Origin of the sequence: Cupriavidus sp. SW-Y-13, from assembly GCF_009793345.1 — a bacterium.
Lineage (GTDB): Bacteria > Pseudomonadota > Gammaproteobacteria > Burkholderiales > Burkholderiaceae > Cupriavidus.
In genome coordinates this window covers 1,256,565-1,282,348 of sequence record NZ_WHLX01000002.1, presented here as the reverse complement: position 1 = coordinate 1,282,348, position 25,784 = coordinate 1,256,565, and the positions used below count along the sequence as shown (strand labels likewise).

Annotated in this window: 25 protein-coding genes; 12 read left to right on the top strand and 13 right to left on the bottom strand. The window is 62.8% G+C overall.

Annotated features, from left to right (window positions below):
• Positions 1 to 8 precede the first annotated feature (8 nt).
• From GA566_RS21440 to GA566_RS21430, 3 genes are all read left to right on the top strand, one after another.
• On the top strand, positions 9 to 569 hold the full coding sequence (locus GA566_RS21440; RefSeq protein WP_144198195.1) for a thiamine pyrophosphate-binding protein: 561 nt from the start codon (positions 9 to 11) through the stop codon (positions 567 to 569).
• 18 nt (positions 570 to 587) lie between these two features.
• On the top strand, positions 588 to 1,187 hold the full coding sequence (locus tag GA566_RS21435; protein ID WP_144198196.1) for a thiamine pyrophosphate-dependent enzyme: 600 nt from the start codon (positions 588 to 590) through the stop codon (positions 1,185 to 1,187).
• A 96-nt stretch (positions 1,188 to 1,283) separates the two neighbouring features.
• Positions 1,284 to 1,646 carry a DUF779 domain-containing protein gene (locus GA566_RS21430; protein WP_144198197.1) on the top strand — a complete coding sequence of 121 codons (363 nt, stop codon included), beginning with the start codon at positions 1,284 to 1,286 and terminating at the stop codon, positions 1,644 to 1,646.
• A gap of 69 nt (positions 1,647 to 1,715) precedes the next feature.
• Here the strand turns inward: GA566_RS21430 and GA566_RS21425 are convergent, their stop codons facing one another.
• Together GA566_RS21425 and GA566_RS21420 are read right to left on the bottom strand one after the other, a co-directional pair.
• Entirely contained in the window at positions 1,716 to 2,024 is a 309-nt protein-coding gene (locus tag GA566_RS21425) for an EthD family reductase (protein WP_144198198.1), read from the bottom strand.
• 103 nt (positions 2,025 to 2,127) lie between these two features.
• Positions 2,128 to 3,315: a M20 aminoacylase family protein gene (locus tag GA566_RS21420; protein ID WP_144198199.1), complete on the bottom strand. Its 1,188-nt coding sequence runs from the start codon at positions 3,313 to 3,315 to the stop codon at positions 2,128 to 2,130.
• 314 nt (positions 3,316 to 3,629) lie between these two features.
• Here GA566_RS21420 and GA566_RS21415 point away from each other — a divergent pair, with 314 nt between their 5' ends.
• The gene (locus tag GA566_RS21415) at positions 3,630 to 4,877 is read left to right on the top strand and encodes an MFS transporter (RefSeq protein WP_144198200.1); all 1,248 of its coding nucleotides are present in this window, start codon (positions 3,630 to 3,632) and stop codon (positions 4,875 to 4,877) included.
• 49 nt (positions 4,878 to 4,926) lie between these two features.
• Here GA566_RS21415 and GA566_RS21410 read toward each other — a convergent pair whose 3' ends face one another.
• The 7 genes from GA566_RS21410 to GA566_RS21380 form a co-directional block, all read right to left on the bottom strand.
• Positions 4,927 to 5,208 (bottom strand): H-NS family nucleoid-associated regulatory protein, encoded by a 282-nt coding sequence (locus GA566_RS21410; protein ID WP_144198201.1) that lies wholly within the window; start codon positions 5,206 to 5,208, stop codon positions 4,927 to 4,929.
• Between the two features lie 545 nt (positions 5,209 to 5,753).
• Entirely contained in the window at positions 5,754 to 6,437 is a 684-nt protein-coding gene (locus GA566_RS21405) for a DUF433 domain-containing protein (protein ID WP_144198202.1), read from the bottom strand.
• A gap of 77 nt (positions 6,438 to 6,514) precedes the next feature.
• Entirely contained in the window at positions 6,515 to 6,868 is a 354-nt protein-coding gene (locus tag GA566_RS21400) for a putative phosphothreonine lyase domain-containg protein (protein WP_160473965.1), read from the bottom strand.
• A gap of 222 nt (positions 6,869 to 7,090) precedes the next feature.
• Positions 7,091 to 7,327 (bottom strand): DUF1778 domain-containing protein, encoded by a 237-nt coding sequence (locus GA566_RS21395; protein ID WP_144198204.1) that lies wholly within the window; start codon positions 7,325 to 7,327, stop codon positions 7,091 to 7,093.
• On the bottom strand, positions 7,311 to 7,649 hold the full coding sequence (locus GA566_RS21390; RefSeq protein ID WP_144198205.1) for a hypothetical protein: 339 nt from the start codon (positions 7,647 to 7,649) through the stop codon (positions 7,311 to 7,313). The genes GA566_RS21395 and GA566_RS21390 overlap by 17 nt, the downstream gene beginning before the upstream one ends.
• Positions 7,642 to 8,586, bottom strand: coding sequence for a hypothetical protein (locus GA566_RS21385; protein ID WP_144198206.1), 945 nt, complete (start codon positions 8,584 to 8,586; stop codon positions 7,642 to 7,644). Before GA566_RS21385 ends, GA566_RS21390 begins: the two co-directional genes overlap by 8 nt.
• Before the next feature lie 36 nt (positions 8,587 to 8,622).
• Entirely contained in the window at positions 8,623 to 9,117 is a 495-nt protein-coding gene (locus GA566_RS21380; protein WP_144198207.1) for a hypothetical protein, read from the bottom strand.
• Positions 9,118 to 9,324: 207 nt separating this feature from the next.
• On the opposite strand from GA566_RS21380, the gene GA566_RS21375 reads away from it, so the two are divergent.
• From GA566_RS21375 to GA566_RS21365, 3 genes are all read left to right on the top strand, one after another.
• Complete coding sequence (locus GA566_RS21375) at positions 9,325 to 9,618, top strand: helix-turn-helix domain-containing protein (RefSeq protein ID WP_144198208.1); 294 nt, start codon at positions 9,325 to 9,327, stop codon at positions 9,616 to 9,618.
• Positions 9,619 to 9,800: 182 nt separating this feature from the next.
• The gene (locus GA566_RS21370) at positions 9,801 to 10,508 is read left to right on the top strand and encodes a hypothetical protein (RefSeq protein WP_144198209.1); all 708 of its coding nucleotides are present in this window, start codon (positions 9,801 to 9,803) and stop codon (positions 10,506 to 10,508) included.
• Positions 10,505 to 11,926 (top strand): hypothetical protein, encoded by a 1,422-nt coding sequence (locus tag GA566_RS21365; RefSeq protein ID WP_144198210.1) that lies wholly within the window; start codon positions 10,505 to 10,507, stop codon positions 11,924 to 11,926. The genes GA566_RS21370 and GA566_RS21365 overlap by 4 nt, the downstream gene beginning before the upstream one ends.
• Before the next feature lie 60 nt (positions 11,927 to 11,986).
• Here GA566_RS21365 and GA566_RS21360 read toward each other — a convergent pair whose 3' ends face one another.
• The 4 genes from GA566_RS21360 to GA566_RS21345 are packed head-to-tail and all read right to left on the bottom strand — an operon-like array spanning position 11,987 to position 16,566.
• Positions 11,987 to 13,666, bottom strand: coding sequence for a non-canonical purine NTP pyrophosphatase (locus tag GA566_RS21360; protein WP_160473964.1), 1,680 nt, complete (start codon positions 13,664 to 13,666; stop codon positions 11,987 to 11,989).
• Entirely contained in the window at positions 13,659 to 14,624 is a 966-nt protein-coding gene (locus tag GA566_RS21355; RefSeq protein WP_160473963.1) for a beta-ribofuranosylaminobenzene 5'-phosphate synthase family protein, read from the bottom strand. The genes GA566_RS21360 and GA566_RS21355 overlap by 8 nt, the downstream gene beginning before the upstream one ends.
• A gap of 8 nt (positions 14,625 to 14,632) precedes the next feature.
• Positions 14,633 to 15,394, bottom strand: coding sequence for a hypothetical protein (locus GA566_RS21350; protein ID WP_160473962.1), 762 nt, complete (start codon positions 15,392 to 15,394; stop codon positions 14,633 to 14,635).
• Entirely contained in the window at positions 15,391 to 16,566 is a 1,176-nt protein-coding gene (locus GA566_RS21345) for a DNA adenine methylase (RefSeq protein WP_160473961.1), read from the bottom strand. Before GA566_RS21345 ends, GA566_RS21350 begins: the two co-directional genes overlap by 4 nt.
• Positions 16,567 to 17,130: 564 nt before the next feature.
• Between GA566_RS21345 and GA566_RS21340 the strand changes: the two genes are divergently transcribed.
• From GA566_RS21340 to GA566_RS21320, 5 genes are all read left to right on the top strand, one after another.
• A complete protein-coding gene (locus tag GA566_RS21340; RefSeq protein WP_160473960.1) occupies positions 17,131 to 19,254 on the top strand; it encodes a phage integrase family protein in 2,124 nt (707 codons plus the stop codon).
• 668 nt (positions 19,255 to 19,922) lie between these two features.
• Entirely contained in the window at positions 19,923 to 21,206 is a 1,284-nt protein-coding gene (locus GA566_RS21335) for a hypothetical protein (RefSeq protein ID WP_144198215.1), read from the top strand.
• A gap of 112 nt (positions 21,207 to 21,318) precedes the next feature.
• Complete coding sequence (locus GA566_RS21330) at positions 21,319 to 22,599, top strand: hypothetical protein (protein ID WP_144198216.1); 1,281 nt, start codon at positions 21,319 to 21,321, stop codon at positions 22,597 to 22,599.
• A 130-nt stretch (positions 22,600 to 22,729) separates the two neighbouring features.
• Positions 22,730 to 24,232 (top strand): hypothetical protein, encoded by a 1,503-nt coding sequence (locus tag GA566_RS21325; RefSeq protein WP_144198217.1) that lies wholly within the window; start codon positions 22,730 to 22,732, stop codon positions 24,230 to 24,232.
• Between the two features lie 45 nt (positions 24,233 to 24,277).
• Positions 24,278 to 25,783, top strand: coding sequence for a TnsD family Tn7-like transposition protein (locus GA566_RS21320; protein WP_160473959.1), 1,506 nt, complete (start codon positions 24,278 to 24,280; stop codon positions 25,781 to 25,783).
• The last annotated feature ends 1 nt before the right edge of the window (position 25,784 follow it).

Below are 25,784 nucleotides of genomic sequence, written 5' to 3'. Positions count from 1 at the left end.
GAATTCAAATGGACATCCAACATTCTCGATACTCGGTCACGGCCGCATCGATTCTCGGTGAATTCAAGCGCTGTGGTATCACGCATGTGGTCACGGTGCCGGATATGCTGCAGATCGCGCTGCATAAGCTGCTGGAAGATCCGGCGTGCGGCATTACGGTCATTCCAACCACGACGGAGGACCAGGCCATCGAAGTCGCCTCGGGTCTCTATGCGGGCGGCAAGCGGGCGGTGGTTCTGATGCAGAACCAGGGCCTGTTCGCCTCGATCAACAGCATTCGCGCATTGGGTCTGGACTCGAAGATTCCGCTGCTGATGCTGGTCGGTCAGTTCGGCCGGGAGTTTTCGAATCTCGGCGACGACCCCAGGAAATCAAAACGGCGCATGGTAAGAATTCTGGAGCCACTTCTGGAGACGCTGGACATTCCTTACTGGCGGTTGGAAGGCCCGGCGGATGTTGGTGGCGTATCGAAAGCATGGGATGCCGCCCAGGCGCGCAGCGGTCCCGCCGTGGCCATCGCGGGGCATTTTGTCGGATGGTCGCAACCCAGTGAAATTGCGTCGGCGTAAGGGCGAAGGGGAATCAAGATGAACATGAAGACAATCGAGGCCTGTGAGGTCATCCAACAGACCGCGCCGGACGCCATCTATGTCACGACGATGGGTGCCATGAACGGCATGGACAAGCTCGAGGTTGATGTGCTCAGCGTAGCCTGTGTGCCGCTGATGGGCGGTGCCGCGTCCCTGGGTCTCGGCATCGCATTGGCCAGGCCGGACAAGACGGTGCTCGTGCTCGACGGTGACGCCAGTCTGTTAATGGAATTGGGAGGTCTGGTTACCGTCGCGCAGGCGGCTCCCGAGAACTTTTTGCATGTGGTGTTCAACAACAGCATTCAGTTCAGCGGGTTGGGCAATCTCGAGACTCCTGGGAGCGCGGTCGCCGATTTCCCGGCCATGGCCAAAGCCGCCGGATATCGTTCGACTTGGCGCTTCGCTAGTGTCGACGAACTGACACAGCAGCTTCCCGGCATTCTTGCCGGCCCGGCGCCGGCGTTTATTGAACTCGCGGTCGAATCCGAAGTACCCAAGCTCGGCACCGATTTCCCGGCGGTGGAGATGACCGATGCGCGCTTCACGCGGATGGGAGACGAGCTGCGGCGCATTCGCGCTGCACTGGCCGTCGTCTGACCTGCCCCGGAAAGTTTGCCCGCCTCCTCTGCGGTGTGTCGATGCGTCCGGCAACTCCGTCCCGCCGGACGCATCCTTTTTTCGACAGACAAAGCCATGAATGCTCCAGCATCAGAGCGGGTCGTTGCCACGAAGTCAGCCGCCGCCCTTCTTAAGAAGCTTCAGGATGAATACGGCCCGTTGGTCCTGTATCAACCGAAAGGGTGTGTTGGTCGGACGGGGCTGGCGTGCTTTCCGATCCGGGAGTTTCTACCGGGTGCGAACGAACTGAAGATCGCCGAAATTGCTGGCGCGGCGTTCTACATCCGCCACGATGACCTCGGCGATCTGAAGACGAAGCAGATCGTTGTCGATGCGGGACCGGGGAGCGGGGGACTGTTCGCCTTGGAACGACGGTTGGGGGTCCGCTTCTTTGCGCGCTTGCGCCGGGTTGCGCCATCGCGTGGTCTGGCGGCGTAGCTTAGCGCATCCGGGGGTGCCCGCATCATTCGATCACGGGCGACTTCTTTCACACACCGAAGTCGTCTTCTAGACCTCCTTGGTGTCGAATATGAGTAGGTCGGCGCCGGCCTGGGCAAAATTTGCGAGATCTGCGGCAGCGGCAGCGCCTTCCGGCGACGACATCCCCTGTTGGATGGCAGCCAGGGAATCAAAGCTTAACAGGGCCACCAAATGGAAGGGGGATTCACCCGTTGGACTCGCTACCGGCCCACTGCTGATTTCATAGCTGCGCAAGCCCGGAATTTTCTTGGCGATCGGGACGTGATGAGCAAGGTAATAGGAATCGAAGGCCTGCTTGTCCGCAGGTTTCTTGTACAGCGCCATCAGCTTTGCCATTTTCGTCTCCTGTTGTGAAACACTACTGTACGCGCGCACTGTTTGTTTGTCCGCGCGACACCGATGTAGAGCGGCTTTGTGCGGCACGTGCTCCCCGATACGCTCAGGTTGGCAGGAAGCGTCTTACCAAGTTTGTCCAGAACAGTGCGCCAACCCAAAGATTCTCATCGTTGAAATCGTATTTGTTATTGTGAAGCGGTGCGCTCTCGGTGCCGTTGCCCAGCCTAATGAAGCAACCCGGGCGCTCCTTCAGATAGAACGCAAAATCTTCGCTTCCGGTTACCTGCGGAAAATCCTGAATAATGTGATCCGCGCCCATGGTCTCCGCCGCCACGTCCAGTACCAGTTCGGATTCGCATTGGCTGTTGATCAGTACCGGATACCCGGGGCGATGAACGATCTCCACTTCCGCGCCATAGCAGGCTGCCTGGGATTCCAGAACCGTTCTAACCCGTTGGACCATCAGGTTTCGGACATCTTCCGAGAATGTTCGGACACTGATCTTGAATTCGCTGGTCTCCGGAATGATGTTGGGCGCCGATCCGGCGTGAAAGGCGCCGACGGTGAGGACGGCAGATTCTGTCGGGGCGACATTCCGGGAGACGATGCTTTGGAGAGCAACCACCATGCTGCATCCGGTTAGGACGGGGTCAATCGACTGATTTGGACGTGCGGCGTGTGCACCCTTTCCCCGGACGGTGACGAAGAATGCGTCGCTGGACGCCATGAACGGCCCTGGGCGGACGCCAAACGTACCCACCGGAATTCCCGGATGGTTATGAATGCCGAAGATTGCATCGCAGGGGAAACGATCGAACAAGCCATCGGCGATCATCCGCTGTGCCCCGCTATTGACGCCAACTTCCTCGGCGGGCTGGAAGAGCACGTGTACGGTCCCATCAAACTGGCCCTTTTGCGCTATTTCTCTGGCGCCGCCTAGCAGCATGGCGGTATGCCCATCGTGGCCGCAGGCATGCATGGTTCCTGCGTTCACGCTTTCATAAGGCAGGCCGGTGTTCTCTTGCATTGGAAGTGCGTCCATGTCGGCGCGCAACATGATGGCGCGCTGACTGGTTCCCTTGCGGAGAGTCCCGACAATTCCTGTGCAGCCCACCTCTCTGGTAACCGTATAACCCCACAATTCGAGCAGTTCCGCGACCTTTGCTGCCGTGGAAACTTCCTTGAACCCAAGCTCCGGATGCTGGTGGAGGTGATGCCGAATCGCTTTCAATTCCGAGAGCTCTGCGTGAGAGGGCGGATCGCCGATGTAGGTCGATGCGGGATTCGTCATGGCGTCGAGATGGTAGGGCCACGCGACCGAAAGCACTGGACGGTGGCATTTGGGAGAGTGGTTGAAATTCTGCCATATCCACTTGTGAAATAAAGTGCAAGCTAGCTTTCGTATAACTACAAACTAGATGTCATCGCGCTGTGATGAAATTGATCCTTTGGTGTTTTTGATTATAAAAATACCAGCGGTGGCGACCCCTGGTTTGGAAGGGGCGACGTGATTCTATAGCATGAAAAAGGATTGTTAGATTTCAATCTAAAGGGGGTAGAGTGGAATTGTCTGAAAGTCGGCCGACAAACGGGCAGTGGCGAGCGATGTTCGCCACGATGTTCGGTAACATATTGGAGATTTATGACTTTGTGGCATACGGGATTTTCGCGGTGCCCATTTCGAAGACATTTTTCCCGGCCGGCAACGATCTCTTTGCATTGATTCTCACCCTGGTGACGTTTGCCGTCGGATTTCTCGCGCGTCCGATCGGAGCGCTCGTCATTGGCCGCTATGCGGATCGGGTGGGGCGGAAGAAAGCACTGTCTCTCACCCTCAACATGATGGGACTGGGGACCCTCGTCATGGTGGCAACCCCCTCCTACGCGGCAATCGGCTTCGCTGCGCCGTGCATTATTCTCATGGGCCGTCTGCTACAGGGTTTTTCGGCGGGTGGTGAAATTGGAAGTGCCATCACATTTGCCATCGAAAGTGTCCCAAAGCATCGCAGGGCGTTCGCATCCTCGATCCAGAAGGCGGCGCAAGGCGCAGGGGTTCTGTTGACGGCGCTCGTCGGCTTGTCGCTGTCGTCGATCTTTACCGATGCACAGATCAATGCTTGGGCATGGCGCCTGGTGTTCGTGGTCGGATTGCTGATTGTCCCAGTCGGTCTTTACATCCGAAGATCGCTGCCGGAAACGTTCCATGCAGGCACACGCGGGCGCGAAACGGGCTTGCTTTCACAGCTTGGAAAGTTCAAGGGGCTGGTTGCCTATGGTGTGTTGGTTGAAATCTTCGCCACGGTTTCGGCATATGTGGCGAACTATTTCACGACCTATGCCACCCACGAACTCCATATGCCCCTCGCTAAAGGGTACGTTGGTCAAATTGCATTCAGTTTGACGGTGATGATTGCAACCCCAATTTCGGGGATCATTGCTGACCGATTCGGTTATCGACGGATCATGCTGATCGGGGCGGTTGCCACAGCGATGTTCATTTATCCGTTGATTGCATATTTGAATGCCAACCCGACAGTGCATGCGTTGATCGGGGTGAGAGTAGCCATTGCGATCATGAGTAGCCTGTATGGAGCCTGTACCGGCCTGGCCTTGGCTAGCATCTTTCCCGAGGATTTCCGGGCAACGGGCACTGGGCTGGCCTATTCCATTGGCGTGACCTTCTTTGGCGGATTTACGCCGGCCATTGTTGCGACGCTGATCGGATTTACCGGAAACAAGCTGATTATCGGCTACTACGTGATGGCCGCTGCTCTGATCAGTTCGACGGCACTGGTGTTGGGGGCTCGGCGAAACAGGACGGCGAGCGCTGAGCGGGCCTACGGTGCGAGATAACCATGGTCAGGGTGCTTGGATAGCGAAACGATGCGACCTGTTGGGTGGCCTATCCATCAACCCGAAAATGCTCCACCGTCTGGCCGGCATGCACGGCCCGCTGCAGCCAGTCCGGCAGAGCCCCGCGCCCGTCCCAGACGTGGCCTTGAGCGTCCCGGAAGCGCACCGGCCCGGGCGCTTCGGCGACAGGGCGGGTGGTGAAACAACCTGCATTCTCCAAGTCGACAACATGGAGGCCAAACTTTGCCATCTGGGTCTTGATCCAGAGGATCGTCTCGGCGCGATCCCGCAATAACTGGGTATTGGATGCCGGAGTAAGAGGAGGGCGCATGCAGGACGAAGGCAGGGTAGGATCGCAGAGATGGAACGGGGCGCTCGGGGCGACCAGGGAGAGCGCGTTGCGCGCGGAGCAGATTCTAGCGTGCAACGCCGCCCACAACGACTTCGCTAGGTACCGGGATTACCCTTCCTTGGTCGCCGGACATTGAGGCAATTGGTTCCACTTCGACGGATCTTGAGGTTCCGGCCATTCCGTTCATCTTCCATTTCGGCGACGTATTTCCGCTCCCCCGCACTCCATAACATGACAGCGAGATGGGTGCCATACGGTTGTCGCGGCGAATTGACCGGGTTAAGCGCGGAGCGCCCCGACGGCTGGTACTCGCTTCCGGGAAAGGCGGAACAGGCGTGGAACCCCCATATCGTCCGGGCTTGACAATGATGTCCACGATCTAGCAAGCCGGGCGGAGGGCGTCGCGCCATCGGCTTGCGTCTTGCTGGCAGGTGGCAAAGTCGTCGCCGGGCCAATTCACGAGCGGCATCGATATGGGAAAGCGCGTTTTCGTGTCGCCTTCCTCTCGGCCTTCATTTTGAGGGTCAGTCAGACCGCGTGGGTGGGGCGGCCTGTGAACGGCGCAATTTCCACGTCGGATTCAGTTCGCCCAGGCTTTGGGGCGGCCCGTGGCGCGGATGTGCTTTCTGATAGATCTCTGCGTGTTCAATCAGCTCTGGCGTGAGAAAGGCATACGTGCGGATGATTTCTTCATTGGTCGCACCGGCGGCTCGTGAGGCCGCCACGGTGTCGACAGGCAGACGCGTCCCCACGAAGACCGGCGTGCCACCCATGACTTCCGGGTTCACAGAGACGCATTCGGTGGCGCGCGCCAGGCGGGCCATGCGTTCCACAACACCCTGAACGATCTCCCGCAAGCGCACATGACTGAATGGCGCCGGAGCCTTCCAATCGAAGTGGTCTTGTCGGCTGCGGTCCAAACGCAGCGAGAGGATGTCGGCGGCGTCCCGCCGGCGGAGCACCCTGTCCAATACAGAGGCAATAATCCAGAGACGCGCCGTCTTGCTCAGTTCGTCCTTGGTCGATTCGTAAAAGCTGGCGAAGACGCATACGATCGGCGCAAATCGCTCGCCCTCATCAAGATTCAAGAGACCTGGGGACCGCACCTGTGCTTCCACGGCGCGGATCGCTTCTTCGACGGTGACGCCGGCAAAAAACGCCACTTCGGTTATCGAGATGCCGGTGCATGCGTTTCGGATAGTAGGCATGGGGAACAAGACTCGTTGCTAGGGCCGACGTCACTCATAACAGAGAGGGCGCAGGACTCGCGCGCGCGCCGCTATGTTCAGGCCCGCACATACCATTCGTCTGGCCCATACACGCGCCGCATGGTGTCGATATCCCGCTTGTAGCCAAGTTCCTCCGTAAAGCCCGCCGCGCGCAGAACGTCACGTACGGTCATGAGGTCCGCACGGTCGTTCCAGTTTCGTGTGTAGATGCAAATGACATGGCCGTCGTGGTAACGGCGGCCAATCGCCGTCGAGACTTTCGCAATGAGGATTTTCTCCTGAGCGGCAAGCGCTTTGATCGTTGTCCAGGACTCGTCGATCTCATGCTCAGCGCGGAAAATGCACCACTTTCCAGTGTGCTCATCGGATGCGAAGGACGTCAGCGACGGTGCTGCCGTGTTAAGCCACACGTCTTGTTCGTTTGTGGAAGGGCGCTCGTCTCTCATAGAGGTCTTGTCAGTTTGCTGTGAATTTGGCTGGCCGGGTTGCCAATGCCTCGTCCCGCTGGGCAAAATCGGGCACGGCACCCGTCGTTGCGTCGCGCGCCATACGTACGAGGCGGACTGCGCTGCCGCTGGGTCAGCACGCGTGCCCGATGCAAGGCATTCAAAAAAGTATTGCGTTGGCATCCCTCAGCCCCTCGTCGATCTCGGCACGCCATCAAAGGCGGCATCCGAGGGGCCGATCCGCGCGATCCTGAAACGCGCCATCGCCCGTGTTAAGGCGTGGTTCGGCCCTGCGGGCGCATCGAGCCGCGCCAAAAAGCGCTGCGTTTCGGTGGCGTTGAGCCGGATCGTCGGGGTGGGCGCGCCATGCGTCCCGATCCATGCCGTGGCGCGCTGGCGCGAGGCGTCAGGAGCGCGCGGCATAGTGCGATCGGACCTGGTCCAGAATCCAGTTCACCTCGGCCTCGCCTAGGGCCCATTGGGTTCGCTTTGCCCGGACCCCGTTACCCACCCAGGTCAACAGGCGGTCTGCGCTCCACTTTGGGTATTGCGGCTGCTTGCGATGACAGTAGGCAACAAGCTGGACGACCAGGTCGTGGCACATGGCATAGCGCTGTGCACGCTCGTCGGCAGTCAAGCCGATGACCAACCGGCCATCGATGAGTCGTCCCGCCAGCTTCGGTTGCGTGCCGCCGACAACCGTAGGAAACGGGTCCCGTGGGAAGTCCTCGGGGATCTCAATCATCGACGGCCCCCTGGGTTGCGGGTCCGGTTTTCCCAAACTTCGTCGGCATAGCCCATCCGTCATTCCAGTCTGGCAAGTGGCTTTTGATCAAGCGTCGTACGGCAAGTGCGCGCTGTGCGTGCTGAAGCGCTTCCGCCGGGGAGATGTCGGTCCGACCGGCTAGTCCGTGAGCACGCAAGACATACATGGACGGCGGAATCGCCGTCATACGTGCCATCCGACCGGAAGTTGCCACCAGCGGTACCGAGAAGGGTCGGACGGCCATGGGCATGTCAGGCTTGAACAGGATCTGGATCAGGCCGTCATAGAGAATCTCCGCAGTCGCGCCCTGCGCATTCTTCAGATTCAGTCGACCCTCTGTGGCCTGCGAGGCGATGAACGTCTTGTCCGCAGCGAGCAGGGCGGCAAGCGCCATATCTTTCGCCCGCGCATCGGCCGCCAGGATTTGCACGTGGATGGGTTCGCAGTCATGGACCTGGCCAGCAGCAAGCCACGATTTGACCCTGGCCTGGGCCGCATAGGCGAGGAGCGCGCAGTCGCCCGCGATTAAGGTGCTGTCTCTTAGCCCAATCCGTTCCATGTTCGTGAGAATCCGCACCAGCAACGCTGGCGCATCGCCGACCTGCAAGGCGCGGTTCTGCCGGTCGGCGAGCGCCATCTCGTGACGCAGCCGGCCCAGCGTTTCCTGCGCCTGGCGCTTGCGCGAAATGAACGCGGTGTAGATGGCCTCGGTGTGGGGAGATCGCGGTCCGAGACTGCGCTGGCGGTTGTCCTTGCCTGTCTGGATCAGATACTCGCGCCCCTTGCTGGTGCGCCAGATCATCCCGCCGCTGCATTCCTGGACGCGTGCCCGGGCCTTCTCCCATTCCGCGAACACGATCGTGGCATCGGCATACTGGCGCGACGCCTGATCATTGAGCTCAATCCAGTCGGTCATACCATTACAGTGCAAGGAAGCGGTGAGGGCGGCCATCTATGGCCCCACGTGGCACGGTTCAAGTGCCCCGAGCACGACCGCACCGCGAAAGAAGTCGCGGACCCGGCGGCGTAGGACCGCGCCGCGCACATCCAGATGATCCGCGATGGCGTGACCGTCATCGTCGTCCATCGGCGTGGGCGTCAACTGCGGGAGCTGCGTTTCGACGAGATGGCAGATCAAGCCGACTTCGTCGTCTGTGAGATCCGTTTCCTCGAGTTGGCGCCGCTGGTGGGCCAACAGCGCCGGCCTTTCGTCACCGGCCACGGCACGCATCAGCGCCAGCATGCGGTCGGTGTGGTAGCGCAGGTAATCCGCACGCAAGCCCGTCTCGCCTTCGACTGGCGCGGGCGAGACGGCATACGTTTCTCCCAATATGGACACGCGGACATGGATCCCCAAGCTGTGGCTGAGTCGGCGCAGGTCGACTGATAGATATTTGCCGGGCTGCAAATGCACCGTGTCGGAAACGGGCCAGGGGAAGACGCTCATGGTGGACGACGGAAAGCTCCGGCCTTGCCACGTGGTACTCCACCAGCACGAAGCTCACAAATTGCTCAAAAAGCGACATTTATGATGGCTAAGACGCGCCGAGACCACACGTAGGCCGTAAAAATAAAGTTGGGAAACTCTAACTTTAGTCAGAGTTTCAGTGCAACAGCGGCGTGAAAATTCGCTCCAAATCACTTGAGCGAATGCATGGACCGGACCGAGGCACTCAGCCACGTGCTGAAAAGGATCAGAGAGGACAAGGAGCTCACGCAGCTCGTCGTCGCCGGTCTTGCCAAGATGTCGGCCGCATCCGTTGGCAACATCGAGACCCACCGCAAGGGTCTGCGCATCTCGACGTTCTTCGACCTGTGCGATGCCTTGGGCGTCCGGGCTTCTGACGTGCTACGTCAGGCCGAGGACGAGGCGGCTCAGCATCGCGGGCGCAGCCGACCACAAAAGGCGCGCACGGGGCGTCCACCCAGCAAGAAGCCGGCCCCATGACGATCGCCGTCTGTGCATTTATAATCACAAAATAGCATGGGTGGCTGACTCGGTCGGCAACGTCGGCAGGCCTGGCGTTCGACAGTCTGCCCGCATCCCGGGCGAAGGTTGGACCATCGCCCTGGCGCGGGCCGGCACGCCAGCCACCGCCCCCAGCGCATTGACCATGAGCTTGATATCCCATGAGGAAAGCCGATCCCGCCGGCGTCAGATCCGACTTTCAGACGTTCGCTGCCGAACGTCTCACCCATTTGGCCCGCCTTGAGGCGGCCCTGACCGGGTCGCCCCACGAGAAGCGGGATCTCAGTATCCTGGCCGAAACGACCTTGCATTCGACCTACGTCGCGTTCGAGGTCTTTCTCTCCGACCTGATGCTGGCCTACATCAACCGGGATTTCTCTGCATACCAGGGGACGCTAAAGGGCGACATCGAGCGGCTGGTGACGAGCAAATTTGGGGCCGGCGCGGCTGCCAGGACCCAGTTCCAGGTGGCCAAGCACATCAACCTTCAGGAGCTGGAGGAACTGATCGACCCCACGGGGTATAACCTCACCTTCAAGTCGGCCGCGGACCTGAAGTCCCGCTTTGTGGCCTGGGTATCGGCGGCAAACGGCACGGGCGTCGCGGCCCTGTCCAATCCGGATGCCAGACTCATCGACACGACGCGCGCCATTCGGAATTTCATTGCCCACGGCAGCGTCAACGCCAAGACCGCGATGAATGTTCTGCTCGCGAGCGTTTCGACGGGACCAAGATGCCCCAACGCCCCCTTGGCGCGAGGCAACCACAAGATCGATAACATCGGTGCGTACCTGAAGTCCTCCGTCAATGGGAAACGCCGGGTCGTGATCTACATCGAGCGATTGCAGGCGATTGCGGCAACACTATGAAGACGAAAGACAGTCCGTCTTACCTGCCCGATCTGCTCTTCATCAAACTGCCGGCGCTCATCGCGAAGGACCTGTTGCCTGAAGACGCCGACGGTAACGTGTCGCTCGATCTGTCGCATTGGCGGCTCAACGGCTATCTGTTCCACGAGTGGCTTCACTACGTTCACAATACCTCGACGCTGAACGGGCTGTACGCGTTTGCCAGCATGATCAGCATGTGGGCCAATTTCAGGCACAAGCTGGACCACCGGGGGCAATCGGTGGTCGGCAATGTGCTGACGGACTATGCCGCGGCGTCGGTCAAACGTACCCACCTCTATCGCAGGGATGCGGCGCGACGCGAACGCAATATGGGCAGCGTACTGCGGAATCCGGATGCACGGGTTACCGTCGTTTCCGTTGCCGAGCAGACGGAAGTCTTGCCGGCAGCGTTGCCCGGCCATGAGCCCGAACCGGTGACGGTCATCGTCGGTGCGGCGCAGACGCTGCCGGATCAGTTGGCCGTTTCGTTTGAAGTGGGCACGGTGGAGATCATCGAGGGCGTGGCATTTCTGCTGGAGGAGAAGCTGCTGATGACGCAGGGCCTGCTCGCGCAGAACGTGCGAACCGCCCCTTACAAACTGCTTCAATTGGTGGCTCGTCACATGGTTGACGATATCCCGGACGAGTTGGTCGTCGCGGCCGGCATCACCGCCTTGCAGACCGCCGATCCGGCGCTGGCGTTGATGCGCATGCTGCGTGAGATGCCATCCATGCCGCCGGCGGCCAGGATGGCGTGGCTGGAGGCCTCGGCGAAGGCCTCGTTGTGCGACTACGAACCGTTGATCGCCGACGTGATTCAAAAGACCGCGGTGCTGTTTCCCGTCGAGGAGCCGATGGGGATTGCCGTGAAGGAACTGCTGGACCTCATTTCCAGCAAAATGGTTTTGCGTCGGCACGTGCCATTCTTTGAGCTCACGGCACTCAAGGAACTCAAGGCGGCTGCCTGCGAAGACCATCGGGCCGACTTGCTCGAAATGATGCTCGCCGAATACTCCTGTCCGCGCATACTCGCCGAGCGAGAGCGCGCCGAGGACACCATCGGCAAGGATCGGATCTACGGCTTCGGCTGGCCGTCGATGTCGGAGGCGTCCTTGTTTGGAGCGCAGATGCTACACGGCGCGCTCCACTACCTGTCGCTGCACCTCAACGACGAGGGATTTGTCGCCACCGACCAGATGACGGCCGGGGGGGAGCGCAAGCGATGCCCCTTTTATGATGCGTGCGAGTACGACCTGCGGCGTACGCAGCCAACGCTTTGTGCGCATCGACCGTGGGACTCGCTGGCCGTGCCGACGGACCCGCGGGAGGCTTGCTGGTACCGCGCCGGCGTAAGAGCCACGCGACCGCCCCAGCACGACCTCGACGAACTTCGCTGATGTGCGGTGGATGCGGGCCGACGGGGGCGCTGCGGGGTGTCGCGGCGTGTCGTCAGTGGGTCACGGTTCCAGGTGGCGCAATGGAAGCGTCAACTGGCCATCGTCGACGCGATCGTGGCCCCGTTTGTGGGAGCGTCGCACCTCCGGGATGCCATCCAGTTGTTGTGCCTGGCTGGTCCCCGTGGCCGACAACCGATACTCCAAAGACCGGCCTCTGCCATCGCGTTCGCGGAAGCGCACTTCGTAGTAAGGGTGGAATCCCTGGTTGAAATAGCGGCTGACATTGTTCTTGTTTTTCTTCTCGTTGAAGCGCTGGTTCAAGGCCGCCGCGATTTCTGTCGTGGTTAACCACTTCTCCGTGCATTGCTCCGCCAGTAGCGTGCGAAGAATCAGGCCTTCGAGCTGATCGCGATTGGATTGGTCCTGACGGCTTGGGTTGCGCGCCTTGCCAGAGGCGTAGACCTGCAGGGCATCGCGATACCGGTCGTGGAGGGCCCCGTGGAGGTCTTCGAGACTGCCCTCATTGGCCTGTTGCGCGACCTCGGGCAGCCGGGCGATATCGGCGACGCCCATGCGGATCTCTTGCGCTTCGCGCTGCTTGAATTTGTCGCGCGTCACGCCATCCCGGCCACGCGCGATCGCGCGCGCGAGCCGGATCGATTCTGACGCCGTCAGGTACATGACGGCGGTCTCGGTATGGGATCCCACGGTACGTAGGAAGACTTCAATTTCCCGCGGCGACCGGAAGCCTGTCACGACCGCAGCGGGGGAGCTGGAGGCCTGGAGAAACTGCGCAATTGGCTGTGCCACGATGCCGGGCTGGGTCTGGAGGGCCGCCTCCGCAAAATCGCCGATGCGTACGGTGGTCCCAAGGCCGTGACGTTCCCAGAAGGCCTTGTGCATGAAGTCACTGGCTTCAATATGCAGGAGGTTGTATTCCTCACGCATCCAGGTTGCCGTGGTGGTCTTGCCGGCACAACTTGGTCCACAGATGATGAAAATCGACGGGTAGGTCGCGATACTGGGAAGCTGCAACTGGTCCGCTCCGTGCTCTTGACGGGGAGACAGAAGGCTCAGTTTGCGCAGTTTCTCCGCAATCTTCTCGAAGGCCCGGGCCCGGAAATCGGCGAGATTGGCCTGTTCGATATCCAGCGTACTGATCGGGCCATTCGCCCCGGTCGGTACGAACCATTTATTGAACGTCTTGTCGTCGAGCCAGGGATACACCAGATTCGGCTGAATCTTGCGCTCGCGATTGGCAATCACGCCGTGGGTTTCGCCCGAGACCCAGAGATACGGCGCGCTCTCGCCCAGCGAGGCCCGCCAACTTTGCGGCAAGTGCATCACGATATCCGAACGCACCACCACCTTGCGGTTGTTACCGGCGCGCTTCAGCAAGGCGTCCAGCTTGGAGAACGTCATCTCGCGCATCCAATACTTGACGTTGACCCCGGGTACCTCCGCGTGCTTGCTGAGGGCTTCGACCACGACCGACGTGTCTTCGAAGAAGAACGTGCTGTGACCATCATCCTTCGCGCCCTGGCGCTTCATCCACTGCTCCAGCGCGCTTTCATAGCTGCGCCGGAGCAACTCCTCTCGATCGTCAATCTCCGGCTCGTCGTAGCTGGCGTAATAGGTGGTCTCGTGAAATCCCTTGACGCGAACGCCGGCCTTATCACCCAGGTACCGGAAATGCGCGAGCTTCGATCGATTGGTGGAAAAGAAGACGATCTCAATCATGGGAGAGAATGCGGCCCGTGTTGTCCGGGCGGGTCCGGAACACCGCGGACGGTCCATACTGGCGTGTGGCTGCGGCGAACGCGGCGTCAAAGTCGCGCGCCCAGAATATCAGGGCCGGACCGATACTGCTCATCGCCACGGCGTCGCATCCGATCGACGCGAGATGGGCGGCGCATGCGCGAACAGTCGGCCCGTGGAGATCGATCTCCGCGCGTTTCCATGCGCAGCGTTGCAGGGCGTTGATCGAGGCACAGAAGGCCGCGTAGTCGCAGGCGTGGATGGCCGCCAGCGTGCCGAACAGCGCGTGATACGTAATCTCGAAGACGTCTGCGTCCGGCAGCGGTAGCCGCTGGGCAAAGAACGCCTGCTCTTGCGCCAGAGAAATCGCCGAGGCGCCGGGCGGAACCAGGACCCCCATGGGCCAGTCCGGCATGGCAAGGCGCGCCATCTCGAGGGGCGGTTCACGCACCTCGTCGGTGGCGTCTGACCCGACGATGGGCGCGGGATTGAACCGTCGCCCGGCATCGAAGATGAAGCCGCCCTGGAAGTAGCTGCTCAGCCCGATGCCCGACGCGCCGCCACGCCCACAGTGGGCGCGCAGGTACGCCGGACTCACGCTCACGTCGTTGAGCAGAAAGAGGGATTCCAGGCTGGCCAGTGCCACCGCGGTGCCGGTGCCGAACCCGGCGTGTCGTGCCGGTAGCTGGACTTCCACGAGACGCAGCCCCTGCGTCAACTGCCGCTGGCCCATGAGGTGTTCCAGGCGTTCGGTGAGCGACGCGATTTCGGCGGGGAGATAGCTGCATGATGCCAGGGCGCGCAGATCGACGCCGGGGTGGGGCGCAAAGGCGAGGGTCGAGCGCGGCGCGGCGATGCCGAAGCCCACGCCGCCATTGCGGCGATAGCCTGCGCGCCCGAGGTCGATCAGCGTGAGGTGTACGCGTGACGGGACGCTCACGCGAACGATCACGGCGTGGGCCCCGCTGGCGGCATCGGGCCCAACGGCGCGGCGGTCGCCCAGGTCTTTTCGAAGTAGTTCAAATACGATGCCGCGTAGGGACTGTGGTTGAACACATGCAGTGCTGGCGTGTGCTTGCTCTCCACCCCCGGCAGCAGCGGGCCCACCACGAGCTCGTTGTCCGCACGTACGAACGAGGCGAGAGGTGTGGCATCGAAGTAGCGGACTTCGAAGTGGCTCGGATATTTTTCCGCGATGGCCTCGAAGAGTCTGCGGGCGATGGGACATTTCTCGTTACGCTCACGGTCATCGAGGCGCGCGGGGGCGGCCACGAGGATGCGGACCGCCACACCGCGTTTCAGGGCCTCGATCAGGGACTGCTTCTCGGGCTTCGGTGAGCCGGCATCGGCGAAGTCCTGCATCAGGCGTGTCGCGGTCGAGCCCAGAACATCGATGTTGGCTCGCGCGGACTGAATGAGCCGGCCATAGTAGGCTTCCTCGTCGCGGTTCGACAGGACGTTTTCAACGCCCATGCGCCGAAAGCGATCGATGGCGCGGGCATCGGCCCAACTGAGACAGAATTGGGCGAGCGTGACGACCAGGCCTGAGGCCATACCGGACGCAAAGACCCACAACGGCCCCTCTTTCGCCAGAAAGGGCTTGTCGGCCAGAATGATGGTTAGCCAGCCGAGAATCGCCAGCAGCAGGCCCGTGACGACCACGATGGCCCAGGGCATCGAGATGGAAAGCTTCTTGTTGTAGAGGCTCATGGCTCACCGATCAGCAACAGTTCGAAGAATTTTTGCTTGGACAACGCGCGGCCATAGGCGCGACGGGACAGGCGCACGCGGCTGAAGCTGTCGCGGAACAAGGCAAACAACTCCGCCTCGGAGGGATGTTCGCCCGAGACGTAGGACAGCGCGAACTTGGCCTGGCGATGCGTCTGGATCAGTGCCGCGATATTGCGCGTGAGGGCCGCCTTGTCCGTCCATTCACTGACCGTCGACGCGTCGATCCGCCGCAGACGGTCAGCGTCGTCGAGCAGGCGGGGCCATTCCTCATACCGGGCCAGGCCCTCGAGAAAGTGATAGCGCGACAGGTAGGAGTCGGCGGCTCGCGCGCGCTTGAAGTAGGGGGGGTCGACGTAGACGAAGTCGTAGCCCGGGGGGATCGCTTCGGCAGACTGGCCGGGGGAGACTTTGACCTTTCCGCCCAGCCCCCGCTGCATCCGCCGCACTTCCTCGAAGGTGCTCAGGATATGCTCGGCGAAGCTTTTCTCCCAGGTGGTGCGGTTCCCGAACTGCACCGCGACCCGTGACTGGCGCAACTTGAGGTTGGCGCGATGAAACAGGTTATAGGGACGCTTCTTGAGGCAGGCCTGGAACAGGCAATGGAGCAGCAGATCCTTGCAGGCCGGCTCGACATGGGCGAGCGTGGCCATGAAGCCGTCGAGCCAGGCATTCTCCTCGTCGGTAAAGTAGAGGCCGGCGAAGTTGGCGGCGATGAAGCCGGGGCGCGGTCGGACCGCACGCAGGATGGACGCTACGCCGGCGGCCGAGAGCTGCACCGTGGCCGAGGAGAACAGGGCGCGCGCCGAAATCGTATTGAACTGGAAGACGTCGTTGTAGGTGACGTCCCAGCCCAGTTGGGACAGCAGGTGCGAGACGGCGCCCGTCCCGCCAAAGGCGTCGAGCGCGGTGCATCCCTCGAGTCGCCCAAACTCCTCGCGCAACCAATCCATTTGCCGCCGTTTGCTGCCGTAGTACCGCGTGGTGGGAAACGGACTCGGCTGACCGAACGTCGTGGGGGCTTCCCGCGACGGCAGTCGTGCGTCATCGCGGGAGCGCCGCGATAGCACGCTCGACGCCGGGATGATGGAAGACACCTCGTCGTCGAGGGCGAGGTCTTCGGCCTCCCATGGTTCGGCTAGTTCGGTCTGCATTGGCATGGCCTTCCCGGATGCGCCTGCCGCCGGGCCATCGGCGTGGGCACGACGCGGGGAGGCAATGGATTCCTGAGGATTGGTTCGGACCAAGAGTATTGCACAGGTCACACCTGGCGAAGACCCTGCCGAGGGGGGCGTATGCGCCGGGCAACAGCCGGACCGGGGCGGTCGCCGCGCGCGGCGCGTATGGCTGCGCGGGAGGTTGCAGGACGGCGCAGACGGGTGATGCCGTCGCCGGTTTTGCGGAACTGGATAGCAAAATAACCCGCCTTATTTTGCTATCCTAAAACGACCGACACCACGGGCTCTGCGCCATCCACGGCGACGGCCGCGCGGGCGGTGGGTGGCACGCGGGACGCTTTTGAGGCTCGCCCGTGGCGTTGGCGCCGCCCGGTGTGCCGAGGTGCGTCATTCCCTCGGCCCACCCGCGCCGGCATGGCGAGCCAGCGGCCCGACACCGTGTGTGTCCCAATGCGAGGAGGGCGCATGCCTCCCGTCCCTGTAGACCCTGCCGCCGAAGCCAGGCCGGACCCAGCGCCTTCGGACGCCGTCGGAACGGCTGTGCCGCCGGCCCTACGTCGCGACGCCCCCAAGCCATCGGCCCTGCTGGACCGCCTGCTGCATCGCCTGCCCGTGGTCACGCGACGCCGGCTGCACCGCGGTCACTTCGCCTACCTCCGGGCCGTGCTCCAGGGCGTCGCCCCACGCATCGCGGCCCCGCTGTACGTCCCCGAAGCCGCAGACCCCGACGCGGCCTCGGCCGCCGACGCCACGGCCGCTGCCGGTGCCGGTGCCGGTGCCGCTGCTGCCCGTGACGAGGCGGACCTGCAGCCCGTGCACCGCCTGACCGGCTGGATCCGCGCCGAGCTGTGCGCGGCGGCCGCGCGCGGTGGCAACTTCGCCCGCGCGACCCTGCTGCGCCTCGATCTGGCGCCCGGGGCGACGGCGCTGCCGACGCTGGCCGCGTTCGCCGCAGCGCAGGGCCTCGAGGAGTTCAGCGAAGGCGAACAGCTCGCCGCATACCAGATGGCATTCGGGACGGCACTCGACCAGCAGCGACGTCGCACCGCGCTGCTGCGCCGGCAACTGCTCGCCATCCACCAATTGGAAGCCACCATGGCGGCACCGGTCGGGCTCGACGACGGCGTGCAAGCGTGGTTCACCGATGCGATCGCCGCCCGCCTGACCGCCCACGGCCTGCGCACGCTGGCCGAGCTGCACGCGCGCGTGGCGGCGGACCCGCGCTGGTGGCGTGCTGTCGCCGGGATCGGCGCGGGCAAGGCGCGGGCGATCCGGCAGTTCCTGTCGGCGCACACGGCCACCCTGGGGGGCTTGCCGGAAGCGGCGCCAGGGCGCGCGCCAGCGTCGGCCCCGGCCGGGCGCCAGGCACCGCCCGCGGCGGACAGCGGAACGGCAAGCGGGGTAACAGGTCGGCCGGATGGCACGGCGACAGCATTTGAATTACCCGCACCGTCGCCGCTGATGCCGATGACGCGGCTGGTGCTGCCTGCTGAGTTGGACGGGCGGACAGGGCGCTTCCGGGCACCGCGCGAACTGTGCTTGATCGACGCGCCGGACGATCGCGCGGCCATCGCGAGCTGGCTCGCGGTCCGGGCGCCGTCGCTGCAACCCAGTTCGCCGGAAGCCAGTTCACCGGGTGCGCCGGCGCGTCGTTCCCATACCTATGAGGCCTACCGCAAGGAGGCGGAGCGGCTCTTGCTCTGGTGCGTGATCGAGCGCCGGCGCGCGTTGTCCTCGCTCACCCCTGAGGATGGCGCGGCCTATCTCGCCTTCCTGCAGGCGCCGCCGCCCGCGTGGTGTGGACCGCGCAATGTGCCCCGTTGGGCCGTTGGATGGCGGCCGCTTGAAGGCGCGCTTTCGGCGCGCAGCGTGGGGTACGCGGCCTCCGTGCTCGGGAACCTGTTTGCCTTCCTCGTCACCCAGAATTACCTGGTGGGCAACCCGTTCCGGGCGGTGCGCGTGCCGGTGCGGATCCCGCGCGGCCCCGATCCCGGCCGAGGCTTAAGCCATGAACTCTGGGCGCACGTGGCCGCCGCGCTCGACCGGCTGCCGGCGGGCCTGGCGAGCCAGCGCCTGCAGGTGGCCCTGCACCTGCTGTATGGCGGCGGGTTGCGCCTGGCCGAGCTGGTCGCGGCGCGCACCGACGATCTGGAGCACGTCACCCTGCGACAGGCCGACGGCACGCCGGTTACCGGCTGGCTCTTGCGCACGGTGGGCAAAGGGCAGAAGGTGCGCCTGGTGCCCGTGCCGGACGCCTGGATCGATCGGCTCGGGCGCTACCTGGTCGCGCGGGGCCTGCCCGGCGATCCGCGCCTGGCCGCGCAGGTGCCGATCCTGGGCGTGGTGCGCGGCGTCGTCGCCGCCGATATCGGGGTGACGGGCAGCGCGCTACACGGCCAACTGAAGCGCTTCTTCGCCGGCGTGGCGCAGCGTCTCGATGCGTCGGAACCGGCGCTGGCGGCCCGGCTGCGCCAGGCCAGTGCGCACTGGCTGCGGCACACCTGTATCAATCACAGCCTCGACGGCGGGCTACCCGTGGAGCTCGTCCAGCAGAATGTGGGCCACGCGTCGCTGGACACCACGACGGCGTATGTGCGGACGGAGGACGCGCGGCGGCTTGCCGCGATGCACAAGCTGTGGCAATCGCCTCCCGCATCCGCGTAATGCGGTGCGGCACGCCGGCCAACATAATCGGTACGCGGTAATCCCCCGCCCGCCCCGTCCAATCAAGGGATGGCGGGAAAAATCCTGCACCAAAAATCGCCACAAAAATACCGGAAAATCGCCAGGAAGGATTATGCGAATCGCGTGAAGGGGGTATTTGGCGCGATTTCGTGAGGCACATGAATCACTTTGATGGGTGTGGGCGGCGATTTTAAAGCGTCTTTAAAAATATTCGGAGAGTAGCGGTGGTAATTCTCTGATTGTAAAGGAAAAAAGCGTGGTGATTTTACTATGAATATGGCAAATGGAAGGCCAGGGAAGGACGATGCGCAGCGCGGAATTGCTGCGGGGAGCCGACTCGTCAGGAGCGAGGGGTGATGGAAAATCGTGGGCCATAAAAAAACGGCCGCCCTTGCGAGGCGGCCGTTTCTCTCCTATATCCTTTCTACGCCCGGCTGGCGGGTAATCGAAAAGGAAATCCAGGAAGAACTGAAACCCATCCCCCACGTAGGATCCGGAATGCCAAGGACGCATCCAGTGATCTCGCGCGGTCTCAAGGTCGATACAGGCGGTGTGGTGCCCAAAGTATTGATCGAAAGCCCGCAAAAGATCAAGGACGCTGCGCGCCTGTGCCTCCGGAATCTGAAAAATGAATTTCGGAGCACATCATGGCCACACGCACCAAAGCATTGCCGGCGACCGGATCGCCGGAACCGCACACGACGGCCCGCGACACCACGCGGCCTGCCCGCACCCGCACTCGCACCGGGAAAGACCGCGACTGCATGGATCGGGATCGCGTGGACCTCGATCCCGACCACAAGCTCGATCCCAGTCTCGCCCCGGCCGCGCTGCCCCCGGCCAATGCGCCCGGGCATCCGCTGCCGCCGGCGCCGACGCGCGGCAGCGAGGACTTTCCGGGCATCGGGGACGGCGAGGTCGTGACCGATCGGCGCCCCCGCATCGTTGGCGACCGGCAATTTGACCCGCGACTCGACCTGCCACTGCCGTCCGACGATGCGCATTCCCCGCGCCCCTCGCGCCGCCATAGGGAGCGGATGGCGCGCAGGCTGGGAGATCTTGCCCACCTGTCCGGGGTCGAGACGTTGCGCGGCCGCCAGATCGTCGCGTCCGGGCTGTCAGCGACACCCCGGCAGGATCTGCCCATCCTGCATGACTGGCTGCGTCCTGTGGATGGCCAGGGCCAAGCCGGACAAGCGGTCGATGTGACGTCCTCGCGGCCGACCGCGCCGGAACTTTCGACTGACGAGGTCGAACGCCAAATCGCTGCGGTGTATTGGGACGCCTTATGTGTCAGATCGGGTCTGCGGCCGGCCGCCACGGGCGAACGGCCGTCGACTTCCCCGACGGCAGAGCCGCCGGCGGATGACGCGCCACGCCGTCGCCGGACTCTGCATGCCCGCCAGCCCGCAGCGCATGCGCGGACCGATGAGGGCGAGTCCTATGCACCGGTCAGCAAGGCCGAGGTCGAAAAAAGCATGCGGCGGCTCCAGCGACAACTCCAGTCGGCCAACGTGCCCTGGGACACATCGCCGGTGAACGTCGTCCTGGTCGCGAACCGCGCCGGCCATAAGGGCTGGGTAGAGGGCCGAACTGCGCCCCGGGACCGCACGCTTGAGCGGGCGCCGGTCGACGTCGCTTCCCGCAACGGCGAGGCGCGCCGCGACACGACCGAAGCGGTACGCGGTGCACCCGTGGCGAGCGTGGGCCACTGCGTCGCGAGCCATGACCCGGCGAGCGGCACGCTGCTGCTGCATCTGATCAGCATCCACCTGACGCCTACCCCGAATGGCTCGTTGGAGCGGCGCGAAGTCGTGCGGAGCTGGCGCATTCCCGCCGCGCCAAGCCCGTCGCACCCGGGGCCGGATAGCTTCGACCGAATCGCGAAGGTGCTCGACATGGTCTTTGCCCGCGTCGGCCCGCGCGGCTGACTTCCTGTTTGCACTCCTGTTTGCAATAGACGCGGTGCGGGACCGCCATGGCGCGGTCCGCGCCCCCAAGCGTTCTGCCGACGCAGAGGCGCTGTTTTCGAAGGAGACAACCATGCGTACACCTGCTCGAGCCAGCCAGACGCGGCGCGTGCACCTGGCGATCCGCCGCGGTTTTCTGGTGGAAGCCCTGCCAGCGCCACTGAGGAAGAGTGATCTGCTAGAGGCGCTCAGTCACGCCGATGTCCTGGAGGATTCGTCCCTGCGGGGCAAGGCCCGTTCCCGTCTGGCACGGGGACGACTTGATATTGAGGGCGGCATTCTTCCGACCTCAGAAGAGCTCGATATCGCGGAGCTCATCATCGAAATGGTCGAGACGCGGACGCAGGCCAAGGGCGATAGCCTGGTCCAGATCCGGCAGGACACCACGCGGGCGATCTACCACGCCCGCTACGGGATGCAGGAGCTGTGTTCGCGCGAGGCATCGGAGCGCGCGCGCCGCGTGCTGATGGTAGCGGCGCCCCTGTCGCTGGACGCCGCCAAGCTCGCTTATGCCGTGCAGGCCCATTTCGGTGTCTGTCGCCAATATGACCGGGTCGACGAGTTCGACGAACGTGGCCAGTCCATTGTCACGCCCGGTCGTCTGTACCACTGGCCGTTCCTGGTCGTCCGGGTGAGTATTCGGCTCAATGAGACTGCCTTCGTCCCGGCGCTCTTGCGCAGCTTGGATGCCTACTTGCACCAAGGTCTCGCCCAGGCCTACCGAAGGTCGAACATGCCGGCGCTGGAGGTCATCATCCGCACCTTGTCCGCGCTGCATGTGGGTGCCATCGCGATCGTTGGTCTGGACTCGCGGCATGCCGCACGCGTGCAGGAGTTTGCCGATTTCGTGCAGACGCTTGGCAACGTTGCCGATGCCGGCTTCGGCGTCGTCGTGTTCCTGGCGTCGGGACTCGCGAGACCGGGGACCGCCCGCGACGCGCTCGACTTGCTGTCGGTGGGCAGGGTGCACGAGATCGTCCCCCATGCCGACAGCGACGTCGAGCTATCCCAGTATTACTGGGGCAAGCTTCCGACCAGCGCGCCGATGCCCGATGCATTGCTCCCGCTTATGCAGCAGGTCGGAGGGCACCGCATGGCTTATCCGCTGATGTTCTGCGAAATCAACCGGCGCCTGCATCGGCAGCGCAGCTATAACCCGGAAAAACTCCTGGACGACCTGCTCGAGGAGGCATGCCCGGCGTTGCTGAAGTACGTCAGGTTGTATGCGAAAGCGGAAGTGGAGTTCCATGAGTCCGTGCGCTATGCGGACTGGCTGTCGTACCGCGTACCGGTCAAGCCCAAGGCGGAGCGACAGGCCCAGGGGGTGCCGAAGCAGGCGGCCTCAGGTCGCTGACGGTTGAGGATGTCGGTCATGGGCAGTTGTCGCTGCGGCGGCTGCCCGCCGGCTGACCCGGAACCGATAGGTCTTCCGATGCCGCGCGCCCTTGCGACGCGCCGATTTCACTTTTGACCAGGAGCCGATCATGTTGGAATTGATTGCCCCACTACTGCCGCGCCATCCATTCGAGATGGCGAGCAGCCTTGCCAATGAGATGTTCGGCATGCTTCCGCCTTTGGCAAACAACGAGCGCCGTGCAAGGCTCGCGCACGGAACGATATCGTGGCCGCTGAACAAGCTCGCAGCCTTAGGCGATGGCTTCTATGGTGATGTCGGGGAACTCGTAAATACGCGTACTCTTCTAAACTATTGCCGATTTTCCATGGCGCCAGTTCGGTTCGAGCGCCTGAGGCGTCGCGCTATCGATGGCACTGTCAGTTGCCATACAGGCGACGGAACGGTTATTAGCGACTATCGTCCGCCGATGGTTTGCCCCTTGTGCGAACAAGAAGCGCTGCAAGACTTCGGCACCGTGGCACTTCTTTGGCCACACCAAGCGGCCTTGGTTGACGCCTGTTGGAAGCATGGGGTGCTACTCGCTGAGTTTCATGGTGCGACTGACTACGGCATGGCAGTGCGCAACGTGAAAATAGCTTCAAAAGAAGAGGTCGAATTCGCGTGCGACATCGTCGCACTGTGCGAATGGGGCCAGGACATCGAATGCGCCATAGCCAACATCAACGAGCGTGTTCGCAATGCGGGTTTCAAGTACGGAAATGGTAGTTTTTGCAGAGCGAAATTGATAGAAAGCTTTCAAGCCCATGTGCGGAAGAACGTTCGTAGCCCGATGCTGCACCAAATCGGTATGGGGCCTTATACCATACATCGCATCGTACGATTTCTGACGCAGTGCTACGGTTATATACAACCTGTCTTGCTGGCGATCTTTCTCCGATTCCTGCGCCAAGTAAGCCCGATGGCGGTTGCGTCCCTGCCGAATCCGAGTTACGCGAGAAGCCCATCCTCGCCGGCGCACGCCTGGAGTGCATTTGACGAACCGACGCTGAAGCAACCTGAGTGTCTTGATGCTGTTGCACTCCGCTTAAAGGGATATAGCGGAACTGCGGTGGGGGCGATCAAGGGGATGAAACTCAGTACCGTCAATCAGCGCGTCTACCAGTCTGGGCGCCAAGCGGAGGTGCGTCGGGCTAGAGTTCTGTTCTTGCGGCGTACTGCACGCGCGGCATGGAAAAGTGCTTACCTGAAGCATGGCAGAGTGGCGGTGGGCATTGTGGCATCGGCGGAACCGCGCGCGTATGTCTGGCTCATGGCGCATGACCGAGACTGGCTGTTGTCGAACTCTTTCTATGCCCCGAGAAAGACTAGACTGCGCGGCGTCTACCGCCTGCCTGAACAACAACGCCGCGTTGTCGCCCGTCTAAAACGCGCCGTGGAGGTGCTGGCCGGTGCAGGTCAAGTCTTACCGCTCCGGTATCAAGCGGTCCTCGACGAAGCGGGAATGTCGAATGCTTTTTGTCGTTTTTGGATTCTCTCTAGTCCAGAATTTGCAAGGGCGGTCCGTCCTTTGTTCCATGCGAATAACATCCTCGTGCCGCCCTCGTTGGAGGCTCGGTTCTTGTCGCTATAAGGGCCGAGGGCTAAGCGCCGGACGCGAAGGAGAACTGCCGTGCTATTGGACAGTATTGGTGTTGCTTTGCCCCATGATCCCTTCGAAGCCGCATCGAGCCTCGCCACGCATGTAATAGGCAGCCTGCCGTATATCCGATATGGAGGATTCGAACGAGATGCCGATCTCGCCTATGGCACCGTCACCGTTGCGTTGGCACAATTGGCCGCCTTCGCGTCCGGATTCTTCGGGACTGCCGACGACATTTTGGCGCAGCGTACGCTCACCAACTATTGCACGTTCCAAATGATGCCGCCAATGCGCGAGGCGTTCCGGCAGCGCGTTAAGACGGGACAGGGCGTTATCCGACCATCGGGTCGCGCGCCGTGGATGATCGCGACCTATCCGGGCAATCTGGTTTGCCCCGTGTGCGAGCCCGCAGCATGGCATGAGTATGGCACGCGCGCCATCTTCTGGCCGCATCGTGCACCGATGGTGCGGGCCTGCTGGCGTCATGGCGTTCAACTCGTCCCGATGGCCTCTGGCCCCGAACCCAACTATCCGGCCGAGTGCGTGCGCGAGGCCGGCCCGGCGCAATCGCAATTCGCGCGGGACACGGTAATGCTGTGCCAGCTCGGGGCGGATTGCGGACAAGCGGCGATAGGGTTCGAGGCACAACTCGCCGCGGCTGGCGTCCTGCGGGAAAACGGCACCTATGCCACGGCTCAGTTCTGTCGCAGCTTCCGCACGTTCTGCAAACACGCGCTCGATGCCCCGGCACTGCAGGGCGTGTTCGACCGCCCGTTGTTCGGACAGAACGTCCTCCACTGGGTCCGCTGCAGCGGGGAACGCTATATTGCGCCGTTGCTGCTCGTGCTGCTGCTGGGCTGGCTGCGTCTGGCGGCGCGCTCGACTGCGGTCAGCCCGTTGCCTGCGCCGGCACACCCGCGACGTGGTCGGATCATTAAACGAGAGACAAGCGGGTGGGCCGGGCGCTACAGCGTGACGCCATTGTCTGTGGACGGCCGCAAACACTATGGCAAGGCGGATATCGAACGCCTGCTACGCGCTCACTGCACCTATCTGCAAATCGCGACGCTCTGCCGGATGAGGCCGCGGGCCGTGCACCAGTTTATTGCTGATGCAGGACTGCGGCCGCTCGCGGTAGCGACGCGTTTCGCCGAGCGACGCGCCGCAGCGCGTCGTGCCTGGCAGAGCGCTTGCCAGCGCCATCCCGGCGGCTCCCAACGTGCCATCCGCAAGCTCGAGCCGCGCGCCTATGGGTGGCTTGTCACCAACGACAAGGCGTGGCTGCTGCAGCAACACCAGAAGACCGAGGCGGCAAAAGGGTGGCGGCGGGCGCTTCTGCCTACAGCCGGCAGCGCAGCAACCATCGCCGAGCAGGTGCGCCAGGCTGGCCGGACGCTGTCGGCGGCTTCTCGGACGGGACGCTGCTCGAAAGCGGGGCTGTGCCGCGCGCTTGGGGTCACGCCTTACTTGCTCGAGCGCTGGCGCTCGGCGTCGCCTCTGATCGCCACCGCCATCAAGCGCGCGCTCGAAGGAGACGCATGAT

What these genes read in the sequence shown, in the direction of transcription:
- GA566_RS21440 (WP_144198195.1), top strand. Translation starts at nt 9, where the DNA reads ATGGACATCCAACATTCTCGATACTCGGTCACGGCCGCATCGATTCTC.
- GA566_RS21435 (WP_144198196.1), top strand. Translation starts at nt 588, where the DNA reads ATGAACATGAAGACAATCGAGGCCTGTGAGGTCATCCAACAGACCGCG.
- GA566_RS21430 (WP_144198197.1), top strand. Translation starts at nt 1,284, where the DNA reads ATGAATGCTCCAGCATCAGAGCGGGTCGTTGCCACGAAGTCAGCCGCC.
- GA566_RS21425 (WP_144198198.1), bottom strand. Translation starts at nt 2,024, where the DNA reads ATGGCAAAGCTGATGGCGCTGTACAAGAAACCTGCGGACAAGCAGGCC.
- GA566_RS21420 (WP_144198199.1), bottom strand. Translation starts at nt 3,315, where the DNA reads ATGACGAATCCCGCATCGACCTACATCGGCGATCCGCCCTCTCACGCA.
- GA566_RS21415 (WP_144198200.1), top strand. Translation starts at nt 3,630, where the DNA reads ATGTTCGCCACGATGTTCGGTAACATATTGGAGATTTATGACTTTGTG.
- GA566_RS21410 (WP_144198201.1), bottom strand. Translation starts at nt 5,208, where the DNA reads ATGCGCCCTCCTCTTACTCCGGCATCCAATACCCAGTTATTGCGGGAT.
- GA566_RS21405 (WP_144198202.1), bottom strand. Translation starts at nt 6,437, where the DNA reads ATGCCTACTATCCGAAACGCATGCACCGGCATCTCGATAACCGAAGTG.
- GA566_RS21395 (WP_144198204.1), bottom strand. Translation starts at nt 7,327, where the DNA reads ATGCCGCGCGCTCCTGACGCCTCGCGCCAGCGCGCCACGGCATGGATC.
- GA566_RS21390 (WP_144198205.1), bottom strand. Translation starts at nt 7,649, where the DNA reads ATGATTGAGATCCCCGAGGACTTCCCACGGGACCCGTTTCCTACGGTT.
- GA566_RS21385 (WP_144198206.1), bottom strand. Translation starts at nt 8,586, where the DNA reads ATGACCGACTGGATTGAGCTCAATGATCAGGCGTCGCGCCAGTATGCC.
- GA566_RS21380 (WP_144198207.1), bottom strand. Translation starts at nt 9,117, where the DNA reads ATGAGCGTCTTCCCCTGGCCCGTTTCCGACACGGTGCATTTGCAGCCC.
- GA566_RS21375 (WP_144198208.1), top strand. Translation starts at nt 9,325, where the DNA reads ATGGACCGGACCGAGGCACTCAGCCACGTGCTGAAAAGGATCAGAGAG.
- GA566_RS21370 (WP_144198209.1), top strand. Translation starts at nt 9,801, where the DNA reads ATGAGGAAAGCCGATCCCGCCGGCGTCAGATCCGACTTTCAGACGTTC.
- GA566_RS21365 (WP_144198210.1), top strand. Translation starts at nt 10,505, where the DNA reads ATGAAGACGAAAGACAGTCCGTCTTACCTGCCCGATCTGCTCTTCATC.
- GA566_RS21360 (WP_160473964.1), bottom strand. Translation starts at nt 13,666, where the DNA reads ATGATTGAGATCGTCTTCTTTTCCACCAATCGATCGAAGCTCGCGCAT.
- GA566_RS21350 (WP_160473962.1), bottom strand. Translation starts at nt 15,394, where the DNA reads ATGAGCCTCTACAACAAGAAGCTTTCCATCTCGATGCCCTGGGCCATC.
- GA566_RS21345 (WP_160473961.1), bottom strand. Translation starts at nt 16,566, where the DNA reads ATGCAGACCGAACTAGCCGAACCATGGGAGGCCGAAGACCTCGCCCTC.
- GA566_RS21335 (WP_144198215.1), top strand. Translation starts at nt 19,923, where the DNA reads ATGGCCACACGCACCAAAGCATTGCCGGCGACCGGATCGCCGGAACCG.
- GA566_RS21330 (WP_144198216.1), top strand. Translation starts at nt 21,319, where the DNA reads ATGCGTACACCTGCTCGAGCCAGCCAGACGCGGCGCGTGCACCTGGCG.
- GA566_RS21325 (WP_144198217.1), top strand. Translation starts at nt 22,730, where the DNA reads ATGTTGGAATTGATTGCCCCACTACTGCCGCGCCATCCATTCGAGATG.